Annotated in this window: 23 protein-coding genes; 11 read left to right on the top strand and 12 right to left on the bottom strand. The window is 60.2% G+C overall.

Annotated elements, in window-relative coordinates; genetic code table 11:
- Positions 1–27: 27 nt before the first annotated feature.
- Positions 28–1,503 (top strand): aldehyde dehydrogenase family protein, encoded by a 1,476-nt coding sequence (locus A0W34_RS30560; RefSeq protein WP_081559643.1) that lies wholly within the window; start codon positions 28–30, stop codon positions 1,501–1,503.
- On the opposite strand, the gene A0W34_RS30565 is transcribed toward A0W34_RS30560, so the two are convergent.
- From A0W34_RS30565 to A0W34_RS30580, 4 genes are all read right to left on the bottom strand, one after another.
- Positions 1,462–2,157, bottom strand: a complete 696-nt coding sequence (locus tag A0W34_RS30565) for a TetR/AcrR family transcriptional regulator (RefSeq protein WP_232330084.1) — start codon at positions 2,155–2,157, stop codon at positions 1,462–1,464. The genes A0W34_RS30560 and A0W34_RS30565 overlap by 42 nt on opposite strands.
- A 136-nt stretch (positions 2,158–2,293) precedes the next feature.
- A complete protein-coding gene (locus tag A0W34_RS30570) occupies positions 2,294–3,037 on the bottom strand; it encodes an SDR family NAD(P)-dependent oxidoreductase (RefSeq protein WP_081559156.1) in 744 nt (247 codons plus the stop codon).
- Positions 3,034–4,338, bottom strand: coding sequence for an acyl-CoA dehydrogenase family protein (locus A0W34_RS30575; protein WP_081559158.1), 1,305 nt, complete (start codon positions 4,336–4,338; stop codon positions 3,034–3,036). Before A0W34_RS30575 ends, A0W34_RS30570 begins: the two co-directional genes overlap by 4 nt.
- 22 nt (positions 4,339–4,360) lie before the next feature.
- The gene (locus A0W34_RS30580) at positions 4,361–5,041 is read right to left on the bottom strand and encodes a TetR/AcrR family transcriptional regulator (RefSeq protein WP_081559160.1); all 681 of its coding nucleotides are present in this window, start codon (positions 5,039–5,041) and stop codon (positions 4,361–4,363) included.
- Between the two features lie 151 nt (positions 5,042–5,192).
- On the opposite strand from A0W34_RS30580, the gene A0W34_RS30585 reads away from it, so the two are divergent.
- Positions 5,193–6,134 (top strand): NADPH:quinone oxidoreductase family protein, encoded by a 942-nt coding sequence (locus tag A0W34_RS30585; RefSeq protein WP_332316358.1) that lies wholly within the window; start codon positions 5,193–5,195, stop codon positions 6,132–6,134.
- Between the two features lie 76 nt (positions 6,135–6,210).
- On the opposite strand, the gene A0W34_RS30590 is transcribed toward A0W34_RS30585, so the two are convergent.
- Both A0W34_RS30590 and A0W34_RS30595 read right to left on the bottom strand, forming a co-directional pair.
- The gene (locus A0W34_RS30590) at positions 6,211–6,636 is read right to left on the bottom strand and encodes a Zn-ribbon domain-containing OB-fold protein (protein ID WP_081559164.1); all 426 of its coding nucleotides are present in this window, start codon (positions 6,634–6,636) and stop codon (positions 6,211–6,213) included.
- On the bottom strand, positions 6,633–7,826 hold the full coding sequence (locus tag A0W34_RS30595) for a thiolase C-terminal domain-containing protein (protein WP_442971955.1): 1,194 nt from the start codon (positions 7,824–7,826) through the stop codon (positions 6,633–6,635). The genes A0W34_RS30590 and A0W34_RS30595 overlap by 4 nt, the downstream gene beginning before the upstream one ends.
- Before the next feature lie 353 nt (positions 7,827–8,179).
- Here A0W34_RS30595 and A0W34_RS30600 point away from each other — a divergent pair, with 353 nt between their 5' ends.
- Positions 8,180–8,977, top strand: a complete 798-nt coding sequence (locus A0W34_RS30600) for a FadR/GntR family transcriptional regulator (RefSeq protein ID WP_081559168.1) — start codon at positions 8,180–8,182, stop codon at positions 8,975–8,977.
- A gap of 68 nt (positions 8,978–9,045) precedes the next feature.
- Here A0W34_RS30600 and A0W34_RS30605 read toward each other — a convergent pair whose 3' ends face one another.
- The 3 genes from A0W34_RS30605 to A0W34_RS30615 are packed head-to-tail and all read right to left on the bottom strand — an operon-like array spanning position 9,046 to position 11,696.
- Positions 9,046–9,795, bottom strand: coding sequence for an enoyl-CoA hydratase/isomerase family protein (locus A0W34_RS30605; RefSeq protein WP_198035734.1), 750 nt, complete (start codon positions 9,793–9,795; stop codon positions 9,046–9,048).
- A gap of 31 nt (positions 9,796–9,826) precedes the next feature.
- Entirely contained in the window at positions 9,827–11,347 is a 1,521-nt protein-coding gene (locus tag A0W34_RS30610) for a class I adenylate-forming enzyme family protein (RefSeq protein WP_081559172.1), read from the bottom strand.
- Positions 11,348–11,390: 43 nt separating this feature from the next.
- Positions 11,391–11,696 carry a hypothetical protein gene (locus tag A0W34_RS30615; RefSeq protein ID WP_081559173.1) on the bottom strand — a complete coding sequence of 102 codons (306 nt, stop codon included), beginning with the start codon at positions 11,694–11,696 and terminating at the stop codon, positions 11,391–11,393.
- Positions 11,697–11,923: 227 nt separating this feature from the next.
- Here A0W34_RS30615 and A0W34_RS30620 point away from each other — a divergent pair, with 227 nt between their 5' ends.
- The 4 genes from A0W34_RS30620 (at position 11,924) to A0W34_RS30635 (ending at position 16,943) form a co-directional block, all read left to right on the top strand.
- Positions 11,924–12,682: an SDR family NAD(P)-dependent oxidoreductase gene (locus A0W34_RS30620; protein WP_081559645.1), complete on the top strand. Its 759-nt coding sequence runs from the start codon at positions 11,924–11,926 to the stop codon at positions 12,680–12,682.
- A 34-nt stretch (positions 12,683–12,716) separates the two neighbouring features.
- Positions 12,717–14,861, top strand: a complete 2,145-nt coding sequence (locus A0W34_RS30625) for an acyl-CoA dehydrogenase (protein ID WP_081559175.1) — start codon at positions 12,717–12,719, stop codon at positions 14,859–14,861.
- Between the two features lie 112 nt (positions 14,862–14,973).
- Positions 14,974–15,891, top strand: coding sequence for an acyl-CoA thioesterase (locus A0W34_RS30630; RefSeq protein WP_081559177.1), 918 nt, complete (start codon positions 14,974–14,976; stop codon positions 15,889–15,891).
- A 224-nt stretch (positions 15,892–16,115) separates the two neighbouring features.
- On the top strand, positions 16,116–16,943 hold the full coding sequence (locus A0W34_RS30635) for a DUF2889 domain-containing protein (RefSeq protein WP_232330085.1): 828 nt from the start codon (positions 16,116–16,118) through the stop codon (positions 16,941–16,943).
- A 25-nt stretch (positions 16,944–16,968) separates the two neighbouring features.
- On the opposite strand, the gene A0W34_RS30640 is transcribed toward A0W34_RS30635, so the two are convergent.
- Both A0W34_RS30640 and A0W34_RS30645 read right to left on the bottom strand, forming a co-directional pair.
- On the bottom strand, positions 16,969–17,388 hold the full coding sequence (locus tag A0W34_RS30640; protein WP_232330086.1) for a PaaI family thioesterase: 420 nt from the start codon (positions 17,386–17,388) through the stop codon (positions 16,969–16,971).
- Positions 17,385–18,266, bottom strand: coding sequence for an NAD-dependent epimerase/dehydratase family protein (locus A0W34_RS30645; RefSeq protein ID WP_332316367.1), 882 nt, complete (start codon positions 18,264–18,266; stop codon positions 17,385–17,387). The genes A0W34_RS30640 and A0W34_RS30645 overlap by 4 nt, the downstream gene beginning before the upstream one ends.
- A gap of 103 nt (positions 18,267–18,369) precedes the next feature.
- On the opposite strand from A0W34_RS30645, the gene A0W34_RS30650 reads away from it, so the two are divergent.
- Positions 18,370–19,341, top strand: coding sequence for an aldo/keto reductase (locus A0W34_RS30650; protein ID WP_081559183.1), 972 nt, complete (start codon positions 18,370–18,372; stop codon positions 19,339–19,341).
- Positions 19,342–19,388: 47 nt separating this feature from the next.
- Positions 19,389–20,414, top strand: a complete 1,026-nt coding sequence (locus A0W34_RS30655) for a TIGR03617 family F420-dependent LLM class oxidoreductase (RefSeq protein ID WP_081559185.1) — start codon at positions 19,389–19,391, stop codon at positions 20,412–20,414.
- A gap of 111 nt (positions 20,415–20,525) precedes the next feature.
- On the opposite strand, the gene A0W34_RS30660 is transcribed toward A0W34_RS30655, so the two are convergent.
- A complete protein-coding gene (locus tag A0W34_RS30660) occupies positions 20,526–21,326 on the bottom strand; it encodes an enoyl-CoA hydratase (protein WP_081559187.1) in 801 nt (266 codons plus the stop codon).
- A 136-nt stretch (positions 21,327–21,462) separates the two neighbouring features.
- Here A0W34_RS30660 and A0W34_RS30665 point away from each other — a divergent pair, with 136 nt between their 5' ends.
- Positions 21,463–22,275 carry an enoyl-CoA hydratase/isomerase family protein gene (locus A0W34_RS30665; protein WP_081559189.1) on the top strand — a complete coding sequence of 271 codons (813 nt, stop codon included), beginning with the start codon at positions 21,463–21,465 and terminating at the stop codon, positions 22,273–22,275.
- Positions 22,276–22,301: 26 nt separating this feature from the next.
- A complete protein-coding gene (locus A0W34_RS30670) occupies positions 22,302–23,072 on the top strand; it encodes an SDR family NAD(P)-dependent oxidoreductase (RefSeq protein WP_081559191.1) in 771 nt (256 codons plus the stop codon).
- The last annotated feature ends 95 nt before the right edge of the window (positions 23,073–23,167 follow it).

Genomic DNA, 23,167 nt, shown 5'->3' on the forward strand with positions numbered 1-23,167 from the left:
TCGACCCTGCGACAGAACGGTGCCCAGATGACCTCCACCACACAAGATCTCGCAACCAATCTCGAACGACCAGCAGTTCATCTCCACCTCGGCGGTGAGAAGCGTGCCAGCGGCTCCGCCGGCACCCACGATCACATCGACCCGTCGACCGGGCAGGTCGATCGGACCATCCCACTAGCCGGAGCCGCCGAGGTCGACGAGGCTGTTCAGATCGCCCACTCCGCATTTTCGCAGTGGCGCACAACCGCACCTGCCGAGCGTCGGCGACTACTTCACGTTCTCGCCGATCTCATCGAACAGAACAACGAAGAGTTCATCCGCCGTGGCACTTTCGACAACGGATGTACGCCCGCAACCGTAGCCGGGCTGATCGAGAAGTCGGTGGAATGGACCCGTTACTACGCGGGCTGGGCCGACAAAATTTCGAGCGAAGTCACGTCAACCTTCGGCAATGGCGGCGAGTTCAGCTACACGATCGATCAGCCTTACGGCGTCATCGGCGTCATCATCACGTGGAACGGCCCGCTCATTTCACTCGCCATGAAGATCCCGGCCGCACTCGCGGCCGGCAATACCATCGTGGTCAAACCGTCCGAACTCACGCCCTTCACCGGCGAACTATTCGCAGAATTGGTGGCAGCAGCAGGGATTCCGCCTGGCGTTGTGAATATCCTGCCCGGCGATGCCGACGCGGGCGCCGCCCTCGTCGCCCATCCCCTGGTCAAGAAGATCACGTTCACCGGTGGCCCGGACACGGCGCGAAGAATTCTGCACAGCTGCGCCGATGAAATGAAGCCGGTAGTCCTCGAACTCGGCGGCAAATCCGCGAACATCATTTTCGACGACGCAGATCTCGATGCAGCATGCACCCAAGGCACTATGATGTCGATCGCTGCGCTCAGTGGTCAAGGCTGCGCACTTCCCACTCGAATGCTGGTACAGGACACCATCTATGACGAGGTCATCGCTCGTGTCACCGCTCTTGCCGGCTACATCAAGGTCGGCCATCCACTGGACCCCACAACGGTGTCCGGCCCGGTCGTCAATCAAGCTGCACTCGACCGCATCCTCGGAATGATCGACCGCGCAAAGAACAGCGGGGCCAGACTGATCACGGGTGGATCCCGCATCGGCGGTGAACTGGCTGGCGGGTACTACATCGAACCCACCATTTTCGCGGATGTAGACCCCGCATCGGAATTGGCACAGACCGAAGTGTTCGGCCCGGTCCTTGCCATCACCAAATTCAGTACCGAAGAAGAAGCCATCGACATCGCGAACAGCACACGCTACGGATTGTCCGGCTACATCCAGACCAAGGATCTTCGCCGCGCTCACCGCGTCGCCGAAAAGCTCGAGACCGGTGAAGTCCTCATCAACGGCGCAGTCAACCTCGGCGTGACGCGCCCGTTCGGCGGCATCGGCATCAGCGGAACCGGCAAGGAAGGCGGCCGTCTCGGCCTACAGGAGTTCCTCCAGACGAAGTCCATCGGCATCGCCTGATTCGCGTACGGTCGGGCCCGAATCGGTACTCGGTTCGGGCCTGATCCCTCGCACCACGAAAGCAACCATCGGTTCCATCTCAGCACGCGGATCAGCGTGCGCCCGCTCTCTCTCGCTCGGCGACAATGCCATCGAATGGACAACCACACCGCCGAATAGACAGCTGGCCATCGACCCCATGTCGGCGCCCGTGTTCAACTCACCGCGCTCAACAGCCGAGGTCACGATCTTCGATATCGCAGCGCGGTGCATCCTGACGACCTTGGTTTGATACGCGTCCAGGTCGGCCGCATGCAACGCCGGCTCTTCCACGGCGATGTCCATCGCCACACGCATCGTCACCCAGCCGACCGGCCCCAGATAGAACTGCAGCAGCGACGAGGCCACCTCCAGCAGATCACCGTGCAAGCTTCCGGTGTTCGGATCCATGACCAGCGGACGGGTCACCGATTCCAAGCTGTCTACCAGCAGAAGTTCTTTCGTAGGCCAACGTAGATACAGCGCGGACTTCCCCACACCGGCGCGGCGCGCGACACCCTGCATGCTGAATGATGCCCAACCTGTGCGTGTGTATTCTTCGAGTGCCGCGGTCATCAGCCGACCACTCAGATCCGGATCTCTCGGCCTACCCGCCGCGCTGGGCTCGCTTGGCACTGACCTTCTCCTCCGACCGCTCGTTCGATGTTCTCATCGCCCCCGATCATCCCACCTCGAACGAACGACGGTGTGGGTGACATACCTTCGTCGCCCACACCGCCGAATGTCAGAACCCGTCAGCTCGAAGACCCAGTCAGTACAGTCCGCCGTCCACACGGACGAATGATGCCGTCGTGTAACTCGATGCGGGGCTAGCCAGGTAGAGCGCCGTTGTCACGATCTCCGAAGGGTTGCCAGGTCGGCCGATCGAACTACGCGTCGACTCACGCGCTTCGTCCGGCCAGGCCTTGGAGATATCGGTGAGGAACGGGCCGGCCGAGATCGTGTTTACCCGAACCTTGGGTCCGTACTCCCGGGCGAATACCTGTGTGAGCGCATTCAATCCGGCCTTCGCACCGGAGTACGGACCGAAGCCCGGTTGCGGCATAATCGCGCCGGATGACGAGACATTGATGATCGATCCACCGTCACCGGCCGCCATCCGCTCCCCGACCAGAGCACTGAGCCGGAAGGGACCCTTGAAGTTGACGTCGATCACCTTGTCGAACAGTTCTTCGCTGGTCTCCGCGGAAGACGGTGCCAGCGGTGACATTCCGGCATTGTTGACGAGAACGTCCACACGGCCGAACTCCGAGTACGCAGCATCTACGAGGCGATCGATGTCGCTCCAGTTGCCGACGTGGGCACCCACCGCCAGCGCTCGTCTACCCAACGCACGAACCTCTCCAGCCAACGCCTCACACGCGTCGACCTTACGGCTGGTGATGACAACGTCGGCCCCCGCGCGGGCAAAGACAAGAACCATCTCACGACCGAGTCCTCGGCTACCACCAGTGACCAGCGCTACTTTGCCTTCGAGGGAGAACAGATCGTTCATGCCACACCGAATTCGCTCAGGACGTCGGCATAACGGACACGCGCCGCCGCTCGCCGGGTCGGGATGTGCTCCGTCGGGAACAAGCCCTCGGCCGGGCTGTACCCCTTGAGGACGCCCTTCGATACCGCTACCTTGTGAACTTCGGTGGGCCCGTCTGCCAACCCCAACGACAAGCTACCGGTGAACCAATCATGCAGTGGCAACTCCGTTGTGACGCCGAGTGAGCCGTGAACCTGAATCGCGCGATATACGACGTCGTGGCAGATCTTCGTCATGGCGACCTTGCACATGGCGATGTGTGTACGAGCTGCGCCGTGTGGCTGGTTGTCGATGATCCAGGCGGTCTTCATCACGAGGAGCCGGAACTGCTCGAGTTCGATCGCTGAATCGGCGATAAACTGTTGCACCAGTTGCTTTTCCGAAAGTTTCTCACCCTGCGTGGTTCGAGAGAGTGCACGTTCGGCCATCATGTCGAATGCCCGCTGGGTTCGTCCGACAGTGCGCATCGCGTGGTGGACACGACCACCACCGAGCCTCGCCTGAGCTACTTCGAAGCCCTGTCCCGGTCCACCCAGGATCGCATCGGCGGGCACACGAACATCGTTGTACTGGATGTATGCGTGAGTACCCTCGTCGAGCTCTTCGCGGTCGCCCATCACACAAACGTCACGCAGGATCTCGATTCCCGGGGTTTCTGCGGGAACGACGAACATCGACATCCGACGGTAGGGCGAAGCATCCGGGTCGGTGACGGCCATGACGATCAGGAACGACGCGTATCGCGCATTCGACGAGAACCACTTCTGCCCGCTGATCACCCACTCGTCTCCGTCTTTACGGGCCGAGCAGACAAACTCTTTAGGGTCGGCGCCGGCTTGCGGCTCGGTCATCGAGAAGCACGAGACGATATCGCCGTCGAGCAGTGGCTGAAGGTAGCGACGCTTCTGGTCATCGGTTCCGAACATCGCCAGGATCTCGGCGTTGCCGGTATCTGGAGCGGCAGTACCGAACACCGTCGGGGCCCAGATCGACCGCCCGAGAATCTCATTGAGAAGTGCAAGCTTGAGCTGCCCGTATCCTTGGCCACCGAGTTCAGGGCCGAGATGGCACGCCCACAAGCCTTGGGCCTTGACCTGTTCCTGCAGAGGTTTGACAATGGCCCGAGCTGCTTTGTTCTCCATGTTGTAGGGCTGTCCCAGATGAGGAAAGAGAAGGTCGAGCGTCTCACATTCTTCGCGAACGAACGTCGCAGCCCAGTCGAGTTTCTGCTGAAACTCCGGATCAGTCTGAAAATCCCACATGCTTGGTAGTCCTTTGTTCTGTTCAGTCGTCGAGTGGACCTAACCCCTGCAGACAGAACTGCACGAGGGCCTCGCGTTCCTCGCTGGTCGGTCGGTGACCGAACTCCATGTGCCGCGACGTGATTCCCATAACCAGCGTCTGGACGAGGAGCGCGGATTGTTCCGGTTCTGCAATTCCGCCTGCTGTCAGGACGGAGCTGAGCGATCTGAGAATGCGAGTGTGTCCGACCGGCTCGATCTCACTGCTGCCCCGGTTGATCTGATTGACGTTCCACAGGATGTTGCCGCTGAGTTCGGAAAGGTCAGGATCCTCGATCTGATTGAGGACACCCTCGATCCAGGCGCGGACACGATTCTCGCTGCCTGTCACTTTTCCGATACGGTGGTCGAGATACTCGGCCACCGCCAGCAATCCCTGTTCGTACGTCGCGACGATGACATCGTCGCGACTACGAAAGTGCCTGTAGAAGGCCTGATTCGACATCCCCGCGGCACCGACTATGTCGGCAACCTTCGGCTGTGCGCTCCTCCCCTTCTCGGCCATTACCTGCTGCGCGGCGTGAATGAGCACGCGGACCTCGTCGTCATACGATGCTTGGCGTCGAGGTTTCGCGATCCTGCGCAGCTGCCGGCCACCGGAGATCACCAGATCTTCGGTGTTGACGGTGAGAGATTCGGTTTTCGGGGCTGAAGACTCGGTCATTCCTCAACCCTCCCATCCAATAATGCAGAACGCTATTCTGGAAATGACATTCTGAAAATAACAGATGAAACGGCCCAAGCAAAGGCCTCGAAGAAAATGGAGCACAGGTATGCGCGCATCCCGCTGCACAACCCACGGCGAACCTCGAAACTTGACAATCGAAAACATCGAAAACCCTACCGCCGAAACCGGATCGGTCGTGGTGGCCATCGAAGCCGCATCAGTCAACTTCCCCGATGTCCTGATCGTCGAGAACAAGTATCAGATCAGTGTTCCGACGCCATTCACAGCCGGGAGCGAATTCGCCGGAACCGTAACCGAGGTCGGACCGGACGTCTCGTGGCCGGCAGTAGGTGATCGCGTGACGGGATCAGCATTCTGTGGGGCATTCGCGGAGCAGATTTCGGTCCCGGCACGCCAGCTCAGCCCAGTCCCGAAGGGCCTGGACATGATTCACGCAGCGGCCTTCGGAGTCACTTATCGCACCGCATACCACTCACTGGTCACTATCGGCGGACTCGAAGCCGGCGACTGGGTCGTGGTGCTCGGCGCCGCCGGCGGTATCGGCTCAGCCGCCGTCGATATCGCAGTCCGGTTGGGCGCGAAGGTGATCGCGGCCGTATCGAGCGCAGAGCGCGCCAAGGTCTGCCTCGATCTCGGTGCCGGCGAAACGATTGTGTACACCGCGGAGTCACTGAAGGACCGGATCAAGGAAATCACCGGGTCCGGGGCCGACCTCGTAATCGATCCGGTCGGCGGAACCTATGCGGAGCAGGCGATTCGAGCGACAACGTGGGGCGGACGATACGTCTGCGTCGGGTTCGCGGACGGCGAAATTCCGCGCATCCCCCTGAATCTGATACTCCTCAAGGGCGTCATTCTCCGCGGCTTCGAGATTCGCACGCTCGCTGATCATCTACCCGAAGCTGTTGCCCTCGGTGACAAACGAATCGGCGAACTTGTGGCCGAAGGAATGAAACCCTATGTTTCCGACGTCTTTCCGCTCTCCCGCACTGCGGACGCACTCACGGCGGTGCGCGATCGGTCCACCACCGGAAAAATCGTCATAGACACGCGCAACGAACAATTCTGACGACAAAACTCCGGTGCCGGGCGGACCATTGGTCCGCCCGGCGCCGGAGTTCCGCAAGTCGAAATTGAAGATCCGGTTACACCGCTCGGAACACCGGCAGTTTCCATCCGTCAGCGATGTCGACGAAGTCGACCGTAAGCTCCATTCCGATTTTGGCGTCAGCGGGACTGATGCCGATCACATTGGTCACCAGACGCGCCTCACCGGCGTCAGGCAGGCTCACGACGGCCGGAACGAGAGTGATATCCGGCAAGCCCGGGAAACCGTGCACGACCGCAAAGCTGTACACCGTCGCGCGCCCGGACAACTCAACCCAAGACTTCTCGGTGGACTGGCATTCAGGGCAGAAGGGCGTCGGCGGCATCCGGAAATGACCACAGTCACCACACGCGAGAGCAACCAGGCGACCCTCCTTGGCTGCCTGCCAAAACGGCTCAGTTGCCCCGTCCGTGGTGATGGTGATCAATTCACCCGGAATCGTTCCTGCGATCACGTCGCTCATGCGTCACGTCCCAAGATGAGGCCGCTCACGGGGAGAGCTGCCGGTCCGCCTGTCGCCAAGGCGAATTCCGCGTCCTTGACCTGGTTGATAGCTGTGCCGCGCATCTGCTCCACCGCTTCCTTGATATGTGTCATTCCGATGATGTACGCCTCGGACAACTGACCACCGTGTGTGTTGACCGGGATCGAACCGCCGTCGTAGCGAATGGCTCCACTCTCGACAAATGCCCCTCCCTCACCCTTGCCGCAGAAGCCGTAATCCTCGAGCTGCATGACCACCATCGGGGTGAAGTGGTCATAGAGCAACGCGACGTCGATATCCGAAGCGGTAAGACCGGATTGCGCGTAGAGACGCTTCGCAATCGGCGCGTGACCCGAAGACGCAAATGTCTCGTCCGGCATTCCGAACCAACCGAACGCGCGACCCCAATCCTTGGTCCCACCGTGTGCAACCGCAACGACAGGCACAGGCTTCTGCTTCGTGTCTTTGGCTCGATCTGCCGCCATCGTAATGACCGCAACTGCGCCTTCTGTCTCGAGACAGAAGTCGAACAGACACAACGGTTCTGCGATCATCCGAGCATTGAAATAGTCTTCCTTGGTCATCGGCTTGCGCTGCATCGCCTTGGGACGATTGAGCGCGTTCTGCCGACTCGACATCGCGATCTCGGCCAAGGCATCACGCGTCGTTCCGTACATATGCATGTGCCGACGCGCCATCACCGACATCAGATGTCCCGGACCGGACAAACCCGAAGGCTGCAGGAACGAATTCAGCGGACTCGGGGCCGCTGCAGCAAAAACACTGCCCAGGCGCTGCTTCTCCTGCTGCAGAGCCATCACGGTGACGACTACCTTCGCGTCACCTGAAACGATCGCAGCACGCGCCAACCCGATCGCGCCGGCAGAACCGCCTCCGCCGGAGGTGAGCGCAGCAGAGAAGGTTACCTCCGGAATTCCAAGGGTCTCCATGAAAGTGGCGGTATCCATCGTCTCGCCATATCCCGCACCAGCGCCGGAGTAGTAGGCAAAGCCGTCGATGTCCTTGACCGAAATTCCCGCGTCCTCACAGGCGGCCAAAATGGCCTTGCCCGCAAGTTCCGTATTGGTTTGCGGAGCCGACTCACCACGGCGGTAGTAGGGAGTTGCGCCGACACCGACGATCGCAACATCCCTGAGTCCATTTGTCACAAGAGTTCTCCATTTCTCACAAGAGTTCTCCATTTCTCACAAGACATCTGCCGTCATCGCCTGCCGCACTCGAACACTGCCCGAGGCAATCATGGCCACAAACGCAGTCTAACTAAAATCTCGTTCTAGTTCTATACCTGTTAGCACTTATTTAACTTTGATACAGAACAGGAAGTGAAAACTGCCCGACTGCCCCACCCGACGCAGGTCCAACCCGTTCCGCCGGTGCGCACATCGACTCGTTTGTGTGCCCTTCGGCACAAGATCGAACAAACGATCAGGTATCTGTCCACACTCCGTTGCGTATAGATGGTTTACTTGGCATAAGAAGCTATTTCTACTGGGAGGTAACTGTGACCGACAAGGCTTTCGCGCCGATCTTCGACACGCGAAACGATTCGTCGCGTCCCATCCGGACGCCGAAGACGGCCGAGTTGGTCGCTCTGAATCTTCGTCGCATGATCATCGACGGCGACCTCAAGGACGGCGACCACCTGCCTCACGAGGCTGAATTGATGGAGCACTTCTCCGTCAGCCGACCGACATTGCGTGAAGCGGTACGCGTTCTCGAAGCGGAGCGCCTGGTCGAGGTGCGCCGTGGATCACGGACCGGTGCCCGCATCTGTGTCCCCGGCCCCGAAGTTGTCGCCCGGCCGGCTTCCCTACTACTCGAACTGTCCGGCGCCACCGTGGCCGACGTGTTTGTGGCCCGGGAGGCTATCGAACCGATGGCAGCACGTATTCTCGCAACCGACGGTACCGAAGAAGATTTCGACGAACTCGAACGCATAGTTGACGAAGACATCCCCGCAGCTTTTGCAGCCGACAAATTGGCGCAGGGTACTTCGGCTTTCCATCTCCGGATGTGCCAGCTGTCCGGCAATGCGACCATCGCCTTGATCGCGGGCATGCTTCACGAGATCACCGAACGGCACACATCGGCTGTCACAGCGGAGCGCAGCCGCACGGCGAAAGCCGAGTACGAAGCCAGCTACAAGCTTCACCTTCGATCGGACCGGCGGCTGATCAAACTGCTGCGCGCACGCGATGCAGACGGCGCATTTGCGCACTGGCAGAAGCACATGGTCGCAGCACGAGACTCACTTCTCAAGGACCGTGAACATATCCGGGTGCGCGATATTCTGGACTGAAGATAGAAACATCTGAACACAAGAACGGCCACCGCAGCGGATTGCTTTCGCTACGGTGGCCGTTTGCGTCAGACCTTGCCCAGCAACTTTTCCGTCAATGCCCGGAAATCCGCCGAGCACAAGAGTTCTCCCTGAAACTCGCCGGATCGATCGAAATTCGCCTCGGCCGGCCACGACGCCAATCTTCCCAGCGCCGCATACTTGCCCAGCACCGACCTGCTCATGTAAGCCAGAGCGTCGACTCGCTCGAACGCCGCCGTCATGGCATCCGGACTTCCCGACTCCCCGAGACCGAGCTCGACAGCTCGATCTGCGCCGATTCGCTCCTGCTTCGCCAAGATCGGCCACAACTGTGCCGGCGCAATCCGATTCAACAGTGATACTCCGCCGGTGCCGGTTATCAGACCGGCACGTGCCCACCCCTGCATCAGGAATCCGCTGGGACCGATGAACCGCATGTCGCAGGCAAGGGCGATATCCATACCCAAACCGATGGCTGCTCCGTCAACAGCAGCGATAGTCGGAATCGGACAATCGCGCAGCGCACGAATGATCGACTGTACGCGCGAGTAGATCGTGTGGTGAATCTGTTCCGGCGTCAGGGTTCGTCCCAGCGCGGCAAAGTACGGGAGATCACCACCGGCCGAGAACGTGCCGACTCCGGTCACGATCAGAGCTTTGGCTGACTCGTCATTGCCTGCCTCGGTGATGGCCGCAGCCAAGACATCGGCATCCTCGGCGGACAAGGCATTACGTTTGTCGGTCCACTCGAGAGTGACCACAACTGCATCGTTGCGGGACTGAATTGAAACTGGCACTATGCTTCCCGTTTCTGTCGATGGCGGATATTCAGGAAACCGTCGTGGCATCCGGAAGTAACTTGGCCAGCACATGACGCCTGACCAACTTGCCGGTCTCGGTTCGAGGCAGCTCGTCCCAGTAGACAATCTTCTCGGGAGTTTTACTGCCCCGCAGGGTTTCTCGTACATAGGCCCGGAGATCATCCACTTCCAGAGCTGAGCCAGGACGCAGCACGACAGCAGCTTCGATGCGCTGGCCCCATTCCTCGTCCGGAACACCGACCACCGCTGCGTCGATCACCGAAGGATGGCGCAGGAGCACCTCTTCGATCTCGGCCGGCGCGATGTTCTCCGCACCACGGATGATGGTGTCATCAACACGGCCGCCGATGTACAGGTAGCCATCGCTGTCGACATACCCCTTGTCGCGGGTATTGAAGAATCCTCGATCATCGACTGCGCGGCCGATTCCCGCATACTCGGCCGACACTTGATCGCCTCGGACGCAGATACTTCCGGCAACACCCGGACCGACGGGTTCATCGAAAGCATCACGGATTTCCAACTCGATACCCGGCACAACTTGACCGACCGAACCTAAGCGCGCGCGGACCGCCGGATCGTCGCTCTCCAACGCCGACCGATGATCCTCCGGACCGAGAACCGCTACGGTGGAGCTGGTTTCAGTGAGTCCGTAGGCGTTGACAAAACCGACCTCCGGCCACATTTGCAGAGCCTTCTCGATCACCGACGCCGGCATCGGCGCGCCGCCGTATGCAAGCCCACGCAAATTCGGCAAGCTCTTGTCAGAGCTGTCTTCGACAATCCGTGACAGCATGGTCGGCACCACCAAGGCATTGGTGATCTCTTCACGACGCGCCGTCTCGAGCCATTCCGCAGGAGTGAACCGCTCGAGCACCATAGTGCGGCGACCTGCATAGAGGCTCGTGATCACATTTGCGACTGCGGCAATGTGGTACGGGGGAACACTTACGAGTGCCGCTTCGTACGCTTCGGCCCCGGCGAATTCGACCGAACCGAATACATACGACGTCAGGTTTTCGTGGCGCAACAGAACGCCCTTGGGCGCGGACGTCGTACCACTCGTATAGATGACGACCGCGGGCGCTTCGTCTTCCGACTGTTCCGCTTCGAGGAACTCCGCCATCGTGACAGCTGGCACGGGTTCGCTGACCAACGTGAGCCAGTTGTCCGGCGTCAGCACAGAAAGCCCCGCCTTCTCCAGCGCCCCTACCTGCTCCGGGTCCGCAATCCCGAGGGCGTGCGGATGATTGGCCAAAAGTGCATCCAACTGCTCGGTGCCCAGGCGGTAATTGACCGGCACCAACGGAACCCCTGCTCGTGCTGCCGCAAACATCGCGACAGGAAACGACGGTCCGTTCACTGCTAGATAGACGAGCGAGTCCGCACCGGAATCCCGGATTGCAGCAGCTCCTGCGACCGACATCTCGAGTAGACGAGACGCGGAGATTCCGCCGTCCTTGCGCCCGATGACCACACGGTCACCGAAGCCGTCCACCGCCATGTCGAGCAGCATCGTCAAGTTCATGAAAATCTCCAGTCTTCCTGCGCGGACAATGAATCGGGACGGATCAGTCCGAGGAGGGAAGCGGCTTGGCTGGCTTGACCTCGAGGTGGCGACCGTCGAGTGCGAGCGTGCCGTCTCCGGCCTTGGTGCACAGCACCTCGAGCTCGGCTACGTCGTCGACGTACCGCTTACCCAGCAGAGATCCACCGCGATGCGCGGGGTCGATGTCGCCACTGGCTGCAGTCGACTTGCCGACGATCATGTCAATGCCGCCGCATGTCAGCGCAACGTCGGACTTGGGTGCACGAACAACGATCACCGCTGTCGCGTCGACCGCGCTTGCGAGTGTTTGGCCTACCTTGAGAATCACAGTGCCTCCATGGGGCTTGCTCGTTGCGTCTACGTCAGTCCTGATCGGCAGGATCTGCTACCTCTGAATCACCGAAATAGTGGTACAGATTGCAATTCCTAGCTTCTGAGGCCTTCGCCACATAGTATAGATAGTACTACAAGTGATCGATAGACCTCGGACGAATTTTGCAGTGCCGGACTTCGATCACGATTCCCATCAATCGCACACAAGATGAAGAGGGCTCCATGGACATCACCGGTAAGAAGGCAATCGTCGTCGGCGGCGCGTCGGGAATGGGCCGGGCCACGGCCGAGGCTCTGGCTGCACAGGGAGCGATCGTTGCCGTGCTCGATCGCGAAGGCAGCGCGGGCAAAGACGTCGCGACCGCGATCGGGGGTACTTTCTACCCCATCGACATCACAGACTTCGAAGGTGCCGAAGAGACACTCGCCGCGGCCGTCACCGAACTCGGCGGCCTTCACATAGCGGTCAACACCGCCGGCGGTGGCACTGTGAAGAAGACCCTGAGCCGCGGCAAGCCTCACGACCTCGAAACCTTCCGCAACGTAGTCGATCTCAACCTGATCTCCACGTTCAACCTCAACCGCCTGCAGGCTTTCCACATGAGCCAGAACGAACCTGAGGACAGCGAGCGCGGCGTCATCATCAATACGTCTTCGATCGCAGCGTTCGAAGGACAGATCGGTCAGGTCGCCTACACCGCATCCAAGGCCGGCATTGCCGCCATGGCACTGGTCATGGCACGCGACCTCGGCCCTCAAGGAATCCGAGTACTGGCGATCGCCCCCAGCCTGTTCTCCACGGGAGCCACGGCAGCCTTTACCGACGAACAGGTCGCTCCGCTGGTCGAGGATGCTGCCTTCCCCAAGCGGATGGGCCGCCCGGAGGAATACGCCAAGCTGGCCGTTGCCATAGTGGACAACCAGATGCTCAACGGCCAGTGCCTGCGCCTGGACGCCGGGCAGCGATTCGCACCCCGCTGATCCCTGACACCGTCCATCTCTCGAGGAGTTTCCCATGCCATTGGCATTGACCGACGATCATCTCGCAATCGCAGAAGTAGTGCGCAGCTTCCTGTCCGAACACAAGGCGCGAACGCTCACCCGCAGCGTCCTCGACCATCCCGACACCGACATCTCCGAATTGTGGAGGCAGATGGCAGGACTCGGATGGCTCGGCCTGCATCTCCCCGAACAGTTCGGCGGAGACGACTACGGTCTCCCCGAATTGGCAATCGTCGCTGAAGAACTCGGCCGCATTCCCGCCGCCGTTCCCTTTATCTCTACGGTCGTCACCTCGGCCGCAATCGCCGCCCACGGCACACCCGAACTCCAGAATCAGTGGCTCCCGAAGCTCATCGACGGAACCAGCATCGCGGGCGTCTCCCTCTCTGCCACAGCAACTCTCGACGCCTCGGGTCGGCTGACCGGAATTGGCGGTCCGGCCGTCGGCGCGGCGGGCGCCCAGCTGATTGCCGTCCGTATCGGCGCGGACGTCGCCCTGGTCCGCTCGGATGCAAGTGGTGTCGTCACCGCTGACATCGCAGCACTTGATCCCACCCTCGAAGTACGGGCAGTCACGTTCGACGCTGTGGTTCCCGAAGCGCTACTCGAAGGTGCCGCTGCTGAATTCGTCCGTAGCAGCCGGGCACTCGGCGCAGCAGAAGCTGCCGGCGGTGCGCGTGCATGCATGGAAATGGCTGTCGAATACTCCAAGGTCCGTGAACAATTCGGCCGAGCAATCGGTTCGTTCCAGGCCGTCAAGCACCATGCCGCCAATATGCTCGTCTCTGCGGAACTTGCAGTGGCCACCGCCTGGGACGCCGCACGTGACGACGCAGATGCAGCCCAGGCCGAACTTGCTGCGCAGACCGCTGCCGTCGTCGCTTTCGACTCCTACGTCACCAACGCCGAGATGAACTTGCAGATTCACGGCGGCATCGGATTCACCTGGGAGCACGACTGCCACCTCTTCATGCGTCGAGCACAGAGTCTGCGAGCGTTCTTCGCGGACTCCGATACCGCTCGCGATGGTCTGTTCGCCGCCGCCCAGACCGGGGCGCGCCGAAACTACTCGGTGGACCTTCCTGTCGAGGCTGACGCATTCCGCACCACCGCCAGGCAATTTGTCGCCGACTACAGCGCTACCGCCGAGGCTGATCGACGCGCGTTTCTCGTTGATTCCGGCTATATGGTTCCGCACTGGCGCACCCCGTTCGGGCTCGCCGCCGGTCCGGTTCAGCAGCTCGTCATCGACGAAGAGTTCGGCTCCGTCGACGTACCTAATCTCGGCATCGGCGGGTGGGTGCTTCTCACGATCACCGAACATGGATCCGAAGAGCAGGTAGAACGCTGGATCCGGCCCAGTCTCATGGGCGACCTCGTGTGGTGTCAGCTGTTCAGCGAACCCGGTGCCGGCTCGGACGCTGCCGCTGTCAGCACGCGCGGCATTCGCGTCGACGGCGGCTGGCGGGTGACGGGCCAGAAGGTCTGGACCAGCAATGCTCAGAACTGCAACCGCGGCCTCGCCACGATCCGCACCAACCGCGACGCCCCCAAACACAAGGGCATCACGGCCATGGTTATCGACATGGCAGCGCCCGGCGTCACGGTACGACCGCTACGCGAGATCAGCGGAGACGCCGTGTTCAACGAGATCTTCTTCGACGACGTGTTCGTTCCCGACGCCGATGTCGTCGGAGCCGTCGACAACGGATGGACCGTCGCCCGGGCAACGATGGGTAACGAGAGAATTTCGATCGGCGGAATGAACAGCGGCAGAAGCGCTTTCGACCTCGTTGATCTGGCCATGACCTTTGCCCCCAGCGACGGTGCAGCTGTGCGTTCGGTGGCCGAACTACTCGCAACCGAACAGGCGATACGTGTTCTCAACCTTCGCCACGTCGTCAGGGCAGTCTCCGGCGCCGGTCCCGGGCCCGAGGGAAGTGTCACCAAGCTTCTGTCCGCCGAGCACTCCCAACATGTTTCCGAACTGGGTATGCGAATCGGCAAGGTAGCCACAGTCACCGGCATCGTTCCCGAAGTCGCGTACGACTACCTGTTCGGTCGGGCCCTGACTATCGCCGGAGGCACTTCGGAGATCAACCGAAACGTGATTGCCGAGCGCCTTCTCGGGTTGCCACGCGAGCAAATCGCACGCTGACCCGGATCAGGCTCGAGGGGATCCTGGCACCGATTGGCGCCAGGATCCTCTTCTGCCGGAACACTTTCCCATTCAAATGACTTGAAGTATTACTTAGTTATATAATTGACCAATGGCTATCTCGTTGGACGACAATGGATCCGAACTGATCACACCCATTCGGCCACCACTACTCGACGTGCTGACTCTCGAGCAACTCGATCCACTTCTCTACCTTGGACGCTCACACACTGCGAGTCCCCGCATCTACGGCGGACAGGCGGTCGGGCAGGCACTCCTCGCCGCTGGACATACGGTCCCCGACGATCGTCGACCGCACTCGATTCACGGCCATTTCCTCCACCCCGGAAACACCGGAGTTCCTGTCGTCTACCACGTCGAGAAGGTAAGGGACGGCGGTAGCTTCAACACTCGCAACGTGAAGGCCACACAGAATGGCCTCGTCATCTTTCAGCTCACCGCATCGTTTCAGCGACGCGAGGACGGATTGAGCCACCAGTCACTCGAAGCCCACGCACCCGAACCTGAGTCACTCCCCGACTTCGAAGATTCACTCCCCGAGGAAGAGCGGATCACTGCGGCGGAATGGCTCCGAACTCTCCGAGCGAACATTGCAGTCGATTTCCGGTTCCCCGAGGAGTATCCGCGGGTCGCCAATGCCCGTGGTGAGACCAGGCCCGCCCGTCAGCGGGCCTGGGTCAGAACTTCGGAGAAGCTGGGCAACAAACCACTCACCCAGGCTGCTGCCTGGGCATACATGTCAGACTTGTTCCTACTCTCCTCTGCCCTGCCGCCGCACGGCATTACAATCGACGAGCCAGGCTTGCAATTGGCAAGCCTGGATCACTCCGTGTGGCTGCACCAAGAGTTCCGGGCGGACGAATGGCACCTGTATGAACAGGAAGGTATCTGGATGGGCGGCGGACGCGGACTGGCTCGCGGAAACCTCTACGACAGAGCCGGCACCCTCGTCGCCTCGACCATGCAGGAAGGGCTACTGCGCCTTCGCAAGCCCGGTAGAGCGCTATGACACGCCTCGAATTGGGGCGAAATCACTTCGAACTCAATGCTCTGCACGGCCTGCATGATCCCACCACGAGTACGCCGGCGCGAGCACCGATCTCTGCCCGTCGAACCAGCAACGTCGATATGATCCGCCCCCACGGAATGACCGAAACCCTTGAATTGATAGGCAATTCCCGCGATCTCTACACAGATTCGGCTGGAAATGGACATTTGGCGGGAAGCGCGTCCATGGACGCTTCGATCGCTTACTTCAGTGGCCGGACGTTGACGGCGTTGCGCACCACTCCCGAACACAGCTCTCTGCAACGACTGGTCGGATCGGTTGCCGCATCAGGATTTCGAGCGAAGACCAAGGAATTGGTTCCACAACTGCACCGCGGGCGCAGCCCTCTGTTCATTCTTCTCGACGACATACCCGTTGCGACGCTGATTTCAGGACACGCCGTGGGCGCTTCAGGAATCGGTGGCATCGGGAAAAGTGGATACGTACCGGTGGCAGACCAGTGCGCAGGATTTGTCAGCGGCGGACTGTTGATGAATTCGTTCGAGAAACAAGGCAGTTCCGTCACCGTGACCGGACCCGATGCGCCGACTCTGGAGGACCCGCACGACCCTCAGAGTTGGCACCGACTCGAAGTACTGCCCTTACACGCGATGCGGCGCAGACGTCGTATCGATATCCGACGGACACTCGACGAAGCGCTGCCTTCCGGACACCGCTCGACCGTCGACATGGACGCGATGTTCCGCGACTCGTACGTCCGAGCAGACGGTGTCGAAACGATCATTCACGAATACACGCTGACTGCGACAATCGATGCTGATTCCCTGCTGATCCTCACCGCAGAGGCCACCCCCAGAGTCCTTCCCTGGCAGGAATGTCCGGGCGCAGTCGCGAGTGCCAGTCGCATCGCGGGCATGACTCTGCAGGAACTCGACGTCAAGGTCCGGGCCGAGTTGCGCGGCACGTCGACCTGTACGCACCTTAACGATCTGCTGCGTAGTGTGGCCGACGTGTCGGCGCTACTCGACATTCTCAGCGAACGAAACCGCTGAACGACGCCTTTGACTCTGCGACCAGCTACGACTCCAGATTCGCCAGGCGAACGGTACCTTGTGCAATCAGCTTCCCGTTCGGGTCGGTAATGACAACGTCCCACAGTTGCTGAGTACGGCCACTGTGAATCGGAAGTGCCTCGGCAAATAGTCTTCCGCCCGCCACTCCCCGAATGAAGTCCGTGTTGTTGTTGACGCCGACAACGGTGCGCCCGGGTCCAGTCCAGGCCAAGGCGCCCCCGACGCTGGCCAGTGTCTCGACGACCGCGCAGTACAGACCTCCGTGGACGAGCCCGAACGGCTGCTGATGCTCGTTCGACAACTCGAGCGTTGCACTCACTCGGGTGGCACTTGCTTCTTGGAGAGTGAACCCCAAGGCTCGGTTGAACCCGACTTCGAGCGATCGAGCGAGGTCATCGAGGTTGGTGCTCATTACTTCGGTCATGACAGTTCCACCTTGTTCTCGTGATTGTCCAGGATTGTGACTGCACGCCAACCGAATTCGGGTTCGAATCCGAGCGACCTGCGGGCTTTGTCGATGCAGAGCAGACTTTCGTTCTCCCCCAGTTCGCGATTGATCGGCACATCGGGAAACTGCTCACGAACAAGTCCGAGCGTGCCGCGATGCATCACCGTGTCAGAGTTGGCAATGATGAACGTCTCGAATCCGGGCAGGGGCGCTTCGAGGGCCAACCGCACAGCACGAGCACCGTCGCGGGAATCGATATACGACCACAGATTCCATCGACGCTTGGCCGAGTCCGCCTGAAACTCGTCGAAGGTTCGATAGTCCGACTCATCGAGAACGTTCGACAGTCGTAGACCGGTGATCGACAAGGTCGGATTCCAACGGGCGAACTCCGCCGCCATGGTCTCTTCGAGATGTTTGGCCAGTGAATATGAACTCTCCGGCCGCGCGGGACACTGCTCGTCCACGGGAAGGTACGGCGGGGCAGCATCGAACGGTACCCCCAGCAGAGTTTCACTCGATGCCCAAACCACCTTGTTCACGCCGGATCTCGCAGCTGCAGTGAAGAGGTTGAAGGTCGTCGTGAGGTTATCGAGGAACGTGCTCGAATTAGTACGCAATCCTGGCCCGGGTATCGCGGCTAGGTGAATTAATGCATCCACCTTGCGAAACCTGCTGTCCACAGCATTCACGGCTTCGTACGCTTGACCAAGGTCAGTCAGATCTGCGATCACTGTCGGCACGTTCGGATCGGGATGTCGAACGCGGTCGATGTTGACCACACGCCATCCGCACGCACGTAACTCGTCGATGACGGCACGGCCCAGCTTGCCACTGCCGCCTGTTACCACCACGCGCCCGGCCACTAACCAGGCCCTGTCAGATTGTTCACTAACCTAGTATACTAAGTATCGTTGGAAATGTGATCGCAACTCCATAGTCCGAGAACGGATCCGCATGAGATACGCAAAATTGGGCAACAGTGGTCTCGACGTCTCGAGCATCGGACTCGGGTGCATGAGCTACGGAGCCCCTTCTACCGGTGATCATTCCTGGACACTGGGCGAAGAATCGGCACGACCGTTCATTCGACAAGCCATCGAAGCCGGTATCAACTTCTTCGATACCGCTAATGCCTATTCCGGCGGAACCAGTGAAGAGATACTCGGAAAAGCCTTGCAAGATTACGGTGTTCGCGAAAGCCTCGTAGTCGCGACCAAAATCTTCGGCCGAACCAGGCCGGGACCGAACAGTCTGGGACTCTCGCGCAAAGCCATCATGACCGAGGTGGACGCCAGTCTGCGCCGACTGGGCACTGATTACATCGACCTTCTCCAGATCCATCGGTGGGACAACCGCACTCCCATCGAGGAGACGTTGTCGGCACTCGACGACGTCGTGCGCTCAGGCAAGGTGCGTTACCTCGGCGCTTCGTCCATGCATGCCTGGCAGTTCTCGAAAGCCCTCTATACAGCCCGCATTCATGGTCTGACACAGTTCATTTCGATGCAGAATCACTACAATCTTCTCTACCGCGAAGAAGAACGCGAGATGCTTCCCCTGTGCGCCGATCAAGGCATCGGCGTCGTGCCCTGGAGTCCGCTCGCCCGCGGACGACTCGCTCGGGCGTGGGACGAGACAAGTGCGCGAGCCGAAACTGACGAGTTCGGAAAGAGCCTCTACGGCAGCCACGACCAGCCGATCATCGATGGAGTAGGAGCCGTCGCCGAAAGTCAAGGCATCAGCCGTGCGCAGGTCGCACTCGCTTGGGTCGCAAGTAGACCCGGTGTCACCGCACCGATCGTCGGCGCCACCAAGGAACATCATCTCGTCGACGCCCTGCGCGCCATCGACATCACCTTGACCGAGACGGAGATCTCCTCTCTCGAAGCCCACTACACGCCGCGCGCGATTGCCGGCTTCGCCTGATCTCTCCACTCAACCCGCACGGAAAACACCTACCTTTTGGAGAACCTGTGAAAGTTGTTCTGCCGCTGTCCTCGCCCACTGGCGCGCTCGCCGATGTCGCCGATGCCGCCCGCACCGCCGAAACAGCCGGTTTCGATTCTGTCTCGTTCAGCGAGGTTGTCTCGGATCCACTCCTGCACTTGACCATTGCAGCCGGAGTGACGGAGCGCGTCGAACTACTCACCAATATCATCGTCGCTTTCGCCCGGTCACCAATGACGCTCGCAGAGCAGGGCCGAGCGCTTCAGGATTACAGCGGCGGACGACTGTGGCTCGGACTCGGCAGTCAGATCAAACCGCACATCGAGCGCCGATTCTCCATGCCGTGGAGCTCACCCGCTGCACGCATGGCCGAGTTCGTCTCGGCCATGAACGCCATCTGGGAAGCCTGGGCCACCGGGGACCGCCTGGATTTCCGCGGTGATTTCTACACACATACTTTAATGACCCCGATGTTTACTCCTCCCACGCTCTTTCCCGCTCCCAAGGTCCTGATCGCGGCGGTAGGCGAGAAAATGACCGAGACAGCCGGAGCGGTTGCCGACGGGGTTCTCCTGCACCCGTTCAGTACCACCCGGTACATCAACGAGGTGACAGTTCCCGCGATCGAACGGGGTCGTGCGCGAACCGGTAAGACCGGAGAGTTCCAGGTTGTCAGTTCCAACTTCGTCGTCACCGGACGCAACGAAGACGAATTCGCGAAATCGGAGCTGGCCGTGCGTCGCCAGATCGCCTTCTACGGTTCCACTCCCGCGTACCGCCCCGTCCTCGAACTCGACGGTTTGGGCGCGCTCGCCGACGAACTGCTCGCACTTTCACGCAGTGACAGAGAGGACAAGTGGGAGGCGATGGGCGAACTGATCGACCCCGGCACCTTGAAGTTGTTTGCCGCCGTGGGAACTCCTCGAGATGCTGCAGCACAACTTCATTCGAACATCGGATCGAAGGTCACCCGGTATGCGATCAACAACATCGGCGTCACTGACACCGATGTTCAGGCCGAACTTGCCGACGCCCTGCGGAGTGCACGTTGACGACCCTGTCGCGCGTACTGGTGGACAAGACCACGACATTTTTGAGCTTCGACAGCTGAAACGTCGGGCGGTGGAGCGCAATCCGTCCACCGCCCGACGTTTCATCTCCGATCAGGCTGTGGCTCCGCCCTGACTTCGTCCGCGGTCGATGACCGCTTCACGCCGTTCCGCGACCATTGATGGATCGAAATCAGCCATCCATTGCTGAGAGGTCGAATCCTCTACCTGCAGAGCCTGATTCACAATGTGGTCATGCGATCGCCGATATGAGTCGAGCAGCGTCCGGACACCGGGCTGGTCATTGCCCACAATAGAAACAGCGACATCAACGGCAGCCTCCATCAACCGATCATGCGCTACCACCTCGGTAACGAGGCCTGCTCGCAGCGCCCGTTTCGCATCCAGGAAGTCGCCGGACAGGCTCATCCTCCTCGCCAAGCCCGTTCCGACAGCCGCCGGCAATCGATATGTCAGACCCCAACCCGGCAGCACACCGACTCGGGCATGGGTATCGGCGAAGGTTGCACGTTCGGAAGCGATGAGAAAATCGCAAGCAAGCGCGAACTCGAGACCTCCTGTAATAGCTGCGCCGTTGATCGCGCCGATCAACGGCTTGGACAAGGGGCGCCACGGATGCCCGACCGGGATTTCTTGTCCGGAGATGGCGGCCGCATTCTTTCCGCTACTTCCCAGTTCTCGGAGATCCAAGCCTGCGCAGAAAGCTGGATCAGCGCCGGTAAGAATGACTACATCTACCAAATTGTCGGTATCAGCGCGGGCAAGAGCGTCACGTACCGCGGCAATCAACTCAGTACTGAGTGCGTTGCGTGAACGAGGACGATTGAGGGTCAGAATCCTGATTCTCCCTCGCTGTTCCTCGAGTAGGACTGCGCCGGAATCGGCAGTTGGCATCACATGACTCCTAGTTCTCGTCGTTCTGATTCTCGGCAGTCTGGGCGGCATAAGGCTTACGTCCAAACTGGACTCACAATGCTTCTCATACGCTACTCTTAGTAATCTAAGTTATCTATGTGATTGGCGGTTGACCATGCCCTCGACTCCCCCCTTGATCGTCGAACGCCCCCGAGAGGGCGTCGTAGTTCTGCGTCTCAATCGACCAGAGCAACTCAACGCGATGAACAGCGAGCTCATCGAAGCACTACACATCGAACTCGACTTACTGACCCGTGATACAGCCTGCCGGACAGTGGTTCTCACCGGGTCGGGTCGCGGATTCTGCGCTGGACTCGACCTCGGCGGATACGGGACGATCCCAGGGACCGAAGAACTCGGGCCGGTTCAGACCACTCTTGCAACCCAGAATCACATTGCATCACTGGTCCAGAAGATTCGCCGACTGCCTCAGGTATTCATCGCAGCTGTCAACGGTGCTGCCGCCGGAGGCGGACTTGCGCTTGTCTGCGCGTGTGACATTCGACTGGCCACGGAATCAGCCATCTTTGCCGTGTCCTTCATCCGCGTCGGCTTCTCCGGTTGCGATATCGGCGTCTCATGGTTGCTTCCGCGAATCGTCGGCGCCGGACGTGCGCACGAATTGATGCTCACCGGCCGACGTTTCGGCAGCGACGAAGCCCTCCGTATCGGACTGCTCGCCGACGTCGTCGAACCGGAAAGGTTGCAGGAGCGGGTCGAAGCCACCATCGATTCATTGCTCGAGGCCGCACCGATGTCACTCGCATTGACGAAGCGTGGCATGTGGCTTTCATTGGAGATCCCCAGTTTCGACACAGCAGTCGAGATGGAAAATCGCCAGCAAGTTCTCACCAGCGCGACTGCCGACCAGAGTGAAGCCATGAGTGCATTTACCGAGCGTCGCACCGCTGAATTTCGAAATCACTGATCCTTCAAACTATCTACGAGGACACCATGACAAATACAGCACCGGTAGCAGTGATCAGCGGAGCGAGTCGAGGCGTCGGACGTGCCCTGGCCCTCCGCCTGGCAGCGGACGGCTATGACATCGCCGGGACGTGGAACCGTAACGAGGCGGCGGCGCAACAGGTTCGATCAGAGATCGAGTCGATCGGTCGCCGGGCGACGATGTACTGCAACGACGTAGCTGACGGCGAGGCAACGGCAGGCCTGGTCGAGGCAATCCTTGCCGATCATGGCCGGGTCGATACCCTCGTCCACAATGCCGGAATCGCCAGTCGCGGAAGGTTTGTCGCCGACACGACCAGTGTCGAGATCGCGCGTGTCATGGGCGTGCACGCGATGGGCGCCTTTCATCTGTGTTCCGCACTGGCTCCGACCATTCGGCTCAGCGATCGAGGAAGCGTCGTCCTTATATCGAGCACAGCCACCTCCTACCCGGGCGCCGGCGGCGCCCCGTACATGATGGGCAAAGCCGCTCTCGAAGCACTCGGAACCACACTTGCACTTGAAGAGCGCACACACGGAACACGAGTGAATGTCATAGCACCAGGATTGATCGTCACCGAGATGGGTGATCGACTGGCCCATGCACTCACCGGCGCTGAAAATGCTGCGGCACTCGACGAGAAAACGCCGTTCGGCCGAGTTACCCGCCCCGAGGATATCGCCGACCTGGTGTCATTCCTCGCCTCCGACGCCGCCCGACAGATCACCGGGCAGCGGATAGAAATCCATGGCGGATGCCCGGAGTTGGTCCACTGAAGTCTTTACGCATAAAGTATCGGGTTCGGTTGCAGTGCAACCGAACCCGATACTCGCAAAATTGCCATCACCACGCAGGATTGTGTCCCCGTACC

The organism is Rhodococcus sp. BH4 (assembly GCF_002079265.1).
GTDB lineage: Bacteria > Actinomycetota > Actinomycetes > Mycobacteriales > Mycobacteriaceae > Rhodococcus_F > Rhodococcus_F qingshengii.

Bases quoted from the DNA above. Each gene is read 5' to 3' on its own strand.
- A0W34_RS30560 (WP_081559643.1), top strand. From the start codon at position 28: ATGACCTCCACCACACAAGATCTCGCAACCAATCTCGAACGACCAGCA.
- A0W34_RS30610 (WP_081559172.1), bottom strand. From the start codon at position 11,347: ATGAACTTGACGATGCTGCTCGACATGGCGGTGGACGGCTTCGGTGAC.
- A0W34_RS30635 (WP_232330085.1), top strand. From the start codon at position 16,116: ATGGACGCTTCGATCGCTTACTTCAGTGGCCGGACGTTGACGGCGTTG.
- A0W34_RS30625 (WP_081559175.1), top strand. From the start codon at position 12,717: ATGCCATTGGCATTGACCGACGATCATCTCGCAATCGCAGAAGTAGTG.
- A0W34_RS30575 (WP_081559158.1), bottom strand. From the start codon at position 4,338: ATGTGGGATTTTCAGACTGATCCGGAGTTTCAGCAGAAACTCGACTGG.
- A0W34_RS30630 (WP_081559177.1), top strand. From the start codon at position 14,974: ATGGCTATCTCGTTGGACGACAATGGATCCGAACTGATCACACCCATT.
- A0W34_RS30570 (WP_081559156.1), bottom strand. From the start codon at position 3,037: ATGAACGATCTGTTCTCCCTCGAAGGCAAAGTAGCGCTGGTCACTGGT.
- A0W34_RS30640 (WP_232330086.1), bottom strand. From the start codon at position 17,388: ATGACCGAAGTAATGAGCACCAACCTCGATGACCTCGCTCGATCGCTC.
- A0W34_RS30670 (WP_081559191.1), top strand. From the start codon at position 22,302: ATGACAAATACAGCACCGGTAGCAGTGATCAGCGGAGCGAGTCGAGGC.
- A0W34_RS30665 (WP_081559189.1), top strand. From the start codon at position 21,463: ATGCCCTCGACTCCCCCCTTGATCGTCGAACGCCCCCGAGAGGGCGTC.
- A0W34_RS30580 (WP_081559160.1), bottom strand. From the start codon at position 5,041: ATGACCGAGTCTTCAGCCCCGAAAACCGAATCTCTCACCGTCAACACC.
- A0W34_RS30650 (WP_081559183.1), top strand. From the start codon at position 18,370: ATGAGATACGCAAAATTGGGCAACAGTGGTCTCGACGTCTCGAGCATC.
- A0W34_RS30660 (WP_081559187.1), bottom strand. From the start codon at position 21,326: ATGCCAACTGCCGATTCCGGCGCAGTCCTACTCGAGGAACAGCGAGGG.
- A0W34_RS30590 (WP_081559164.1), bottom strand. From the start codon at position 6,636: ATGAGCGACGTGATCGCAGGAACGATTCCGGGTGAATTGATCACCATC.
- A0W34_RS30620 (WP_081559645.1), top strand. From the start codon at position 11,924: ATGGACATCACCGGTAAGAAGGCAATCGTCGTCGGCGGCGCGTCGGGA.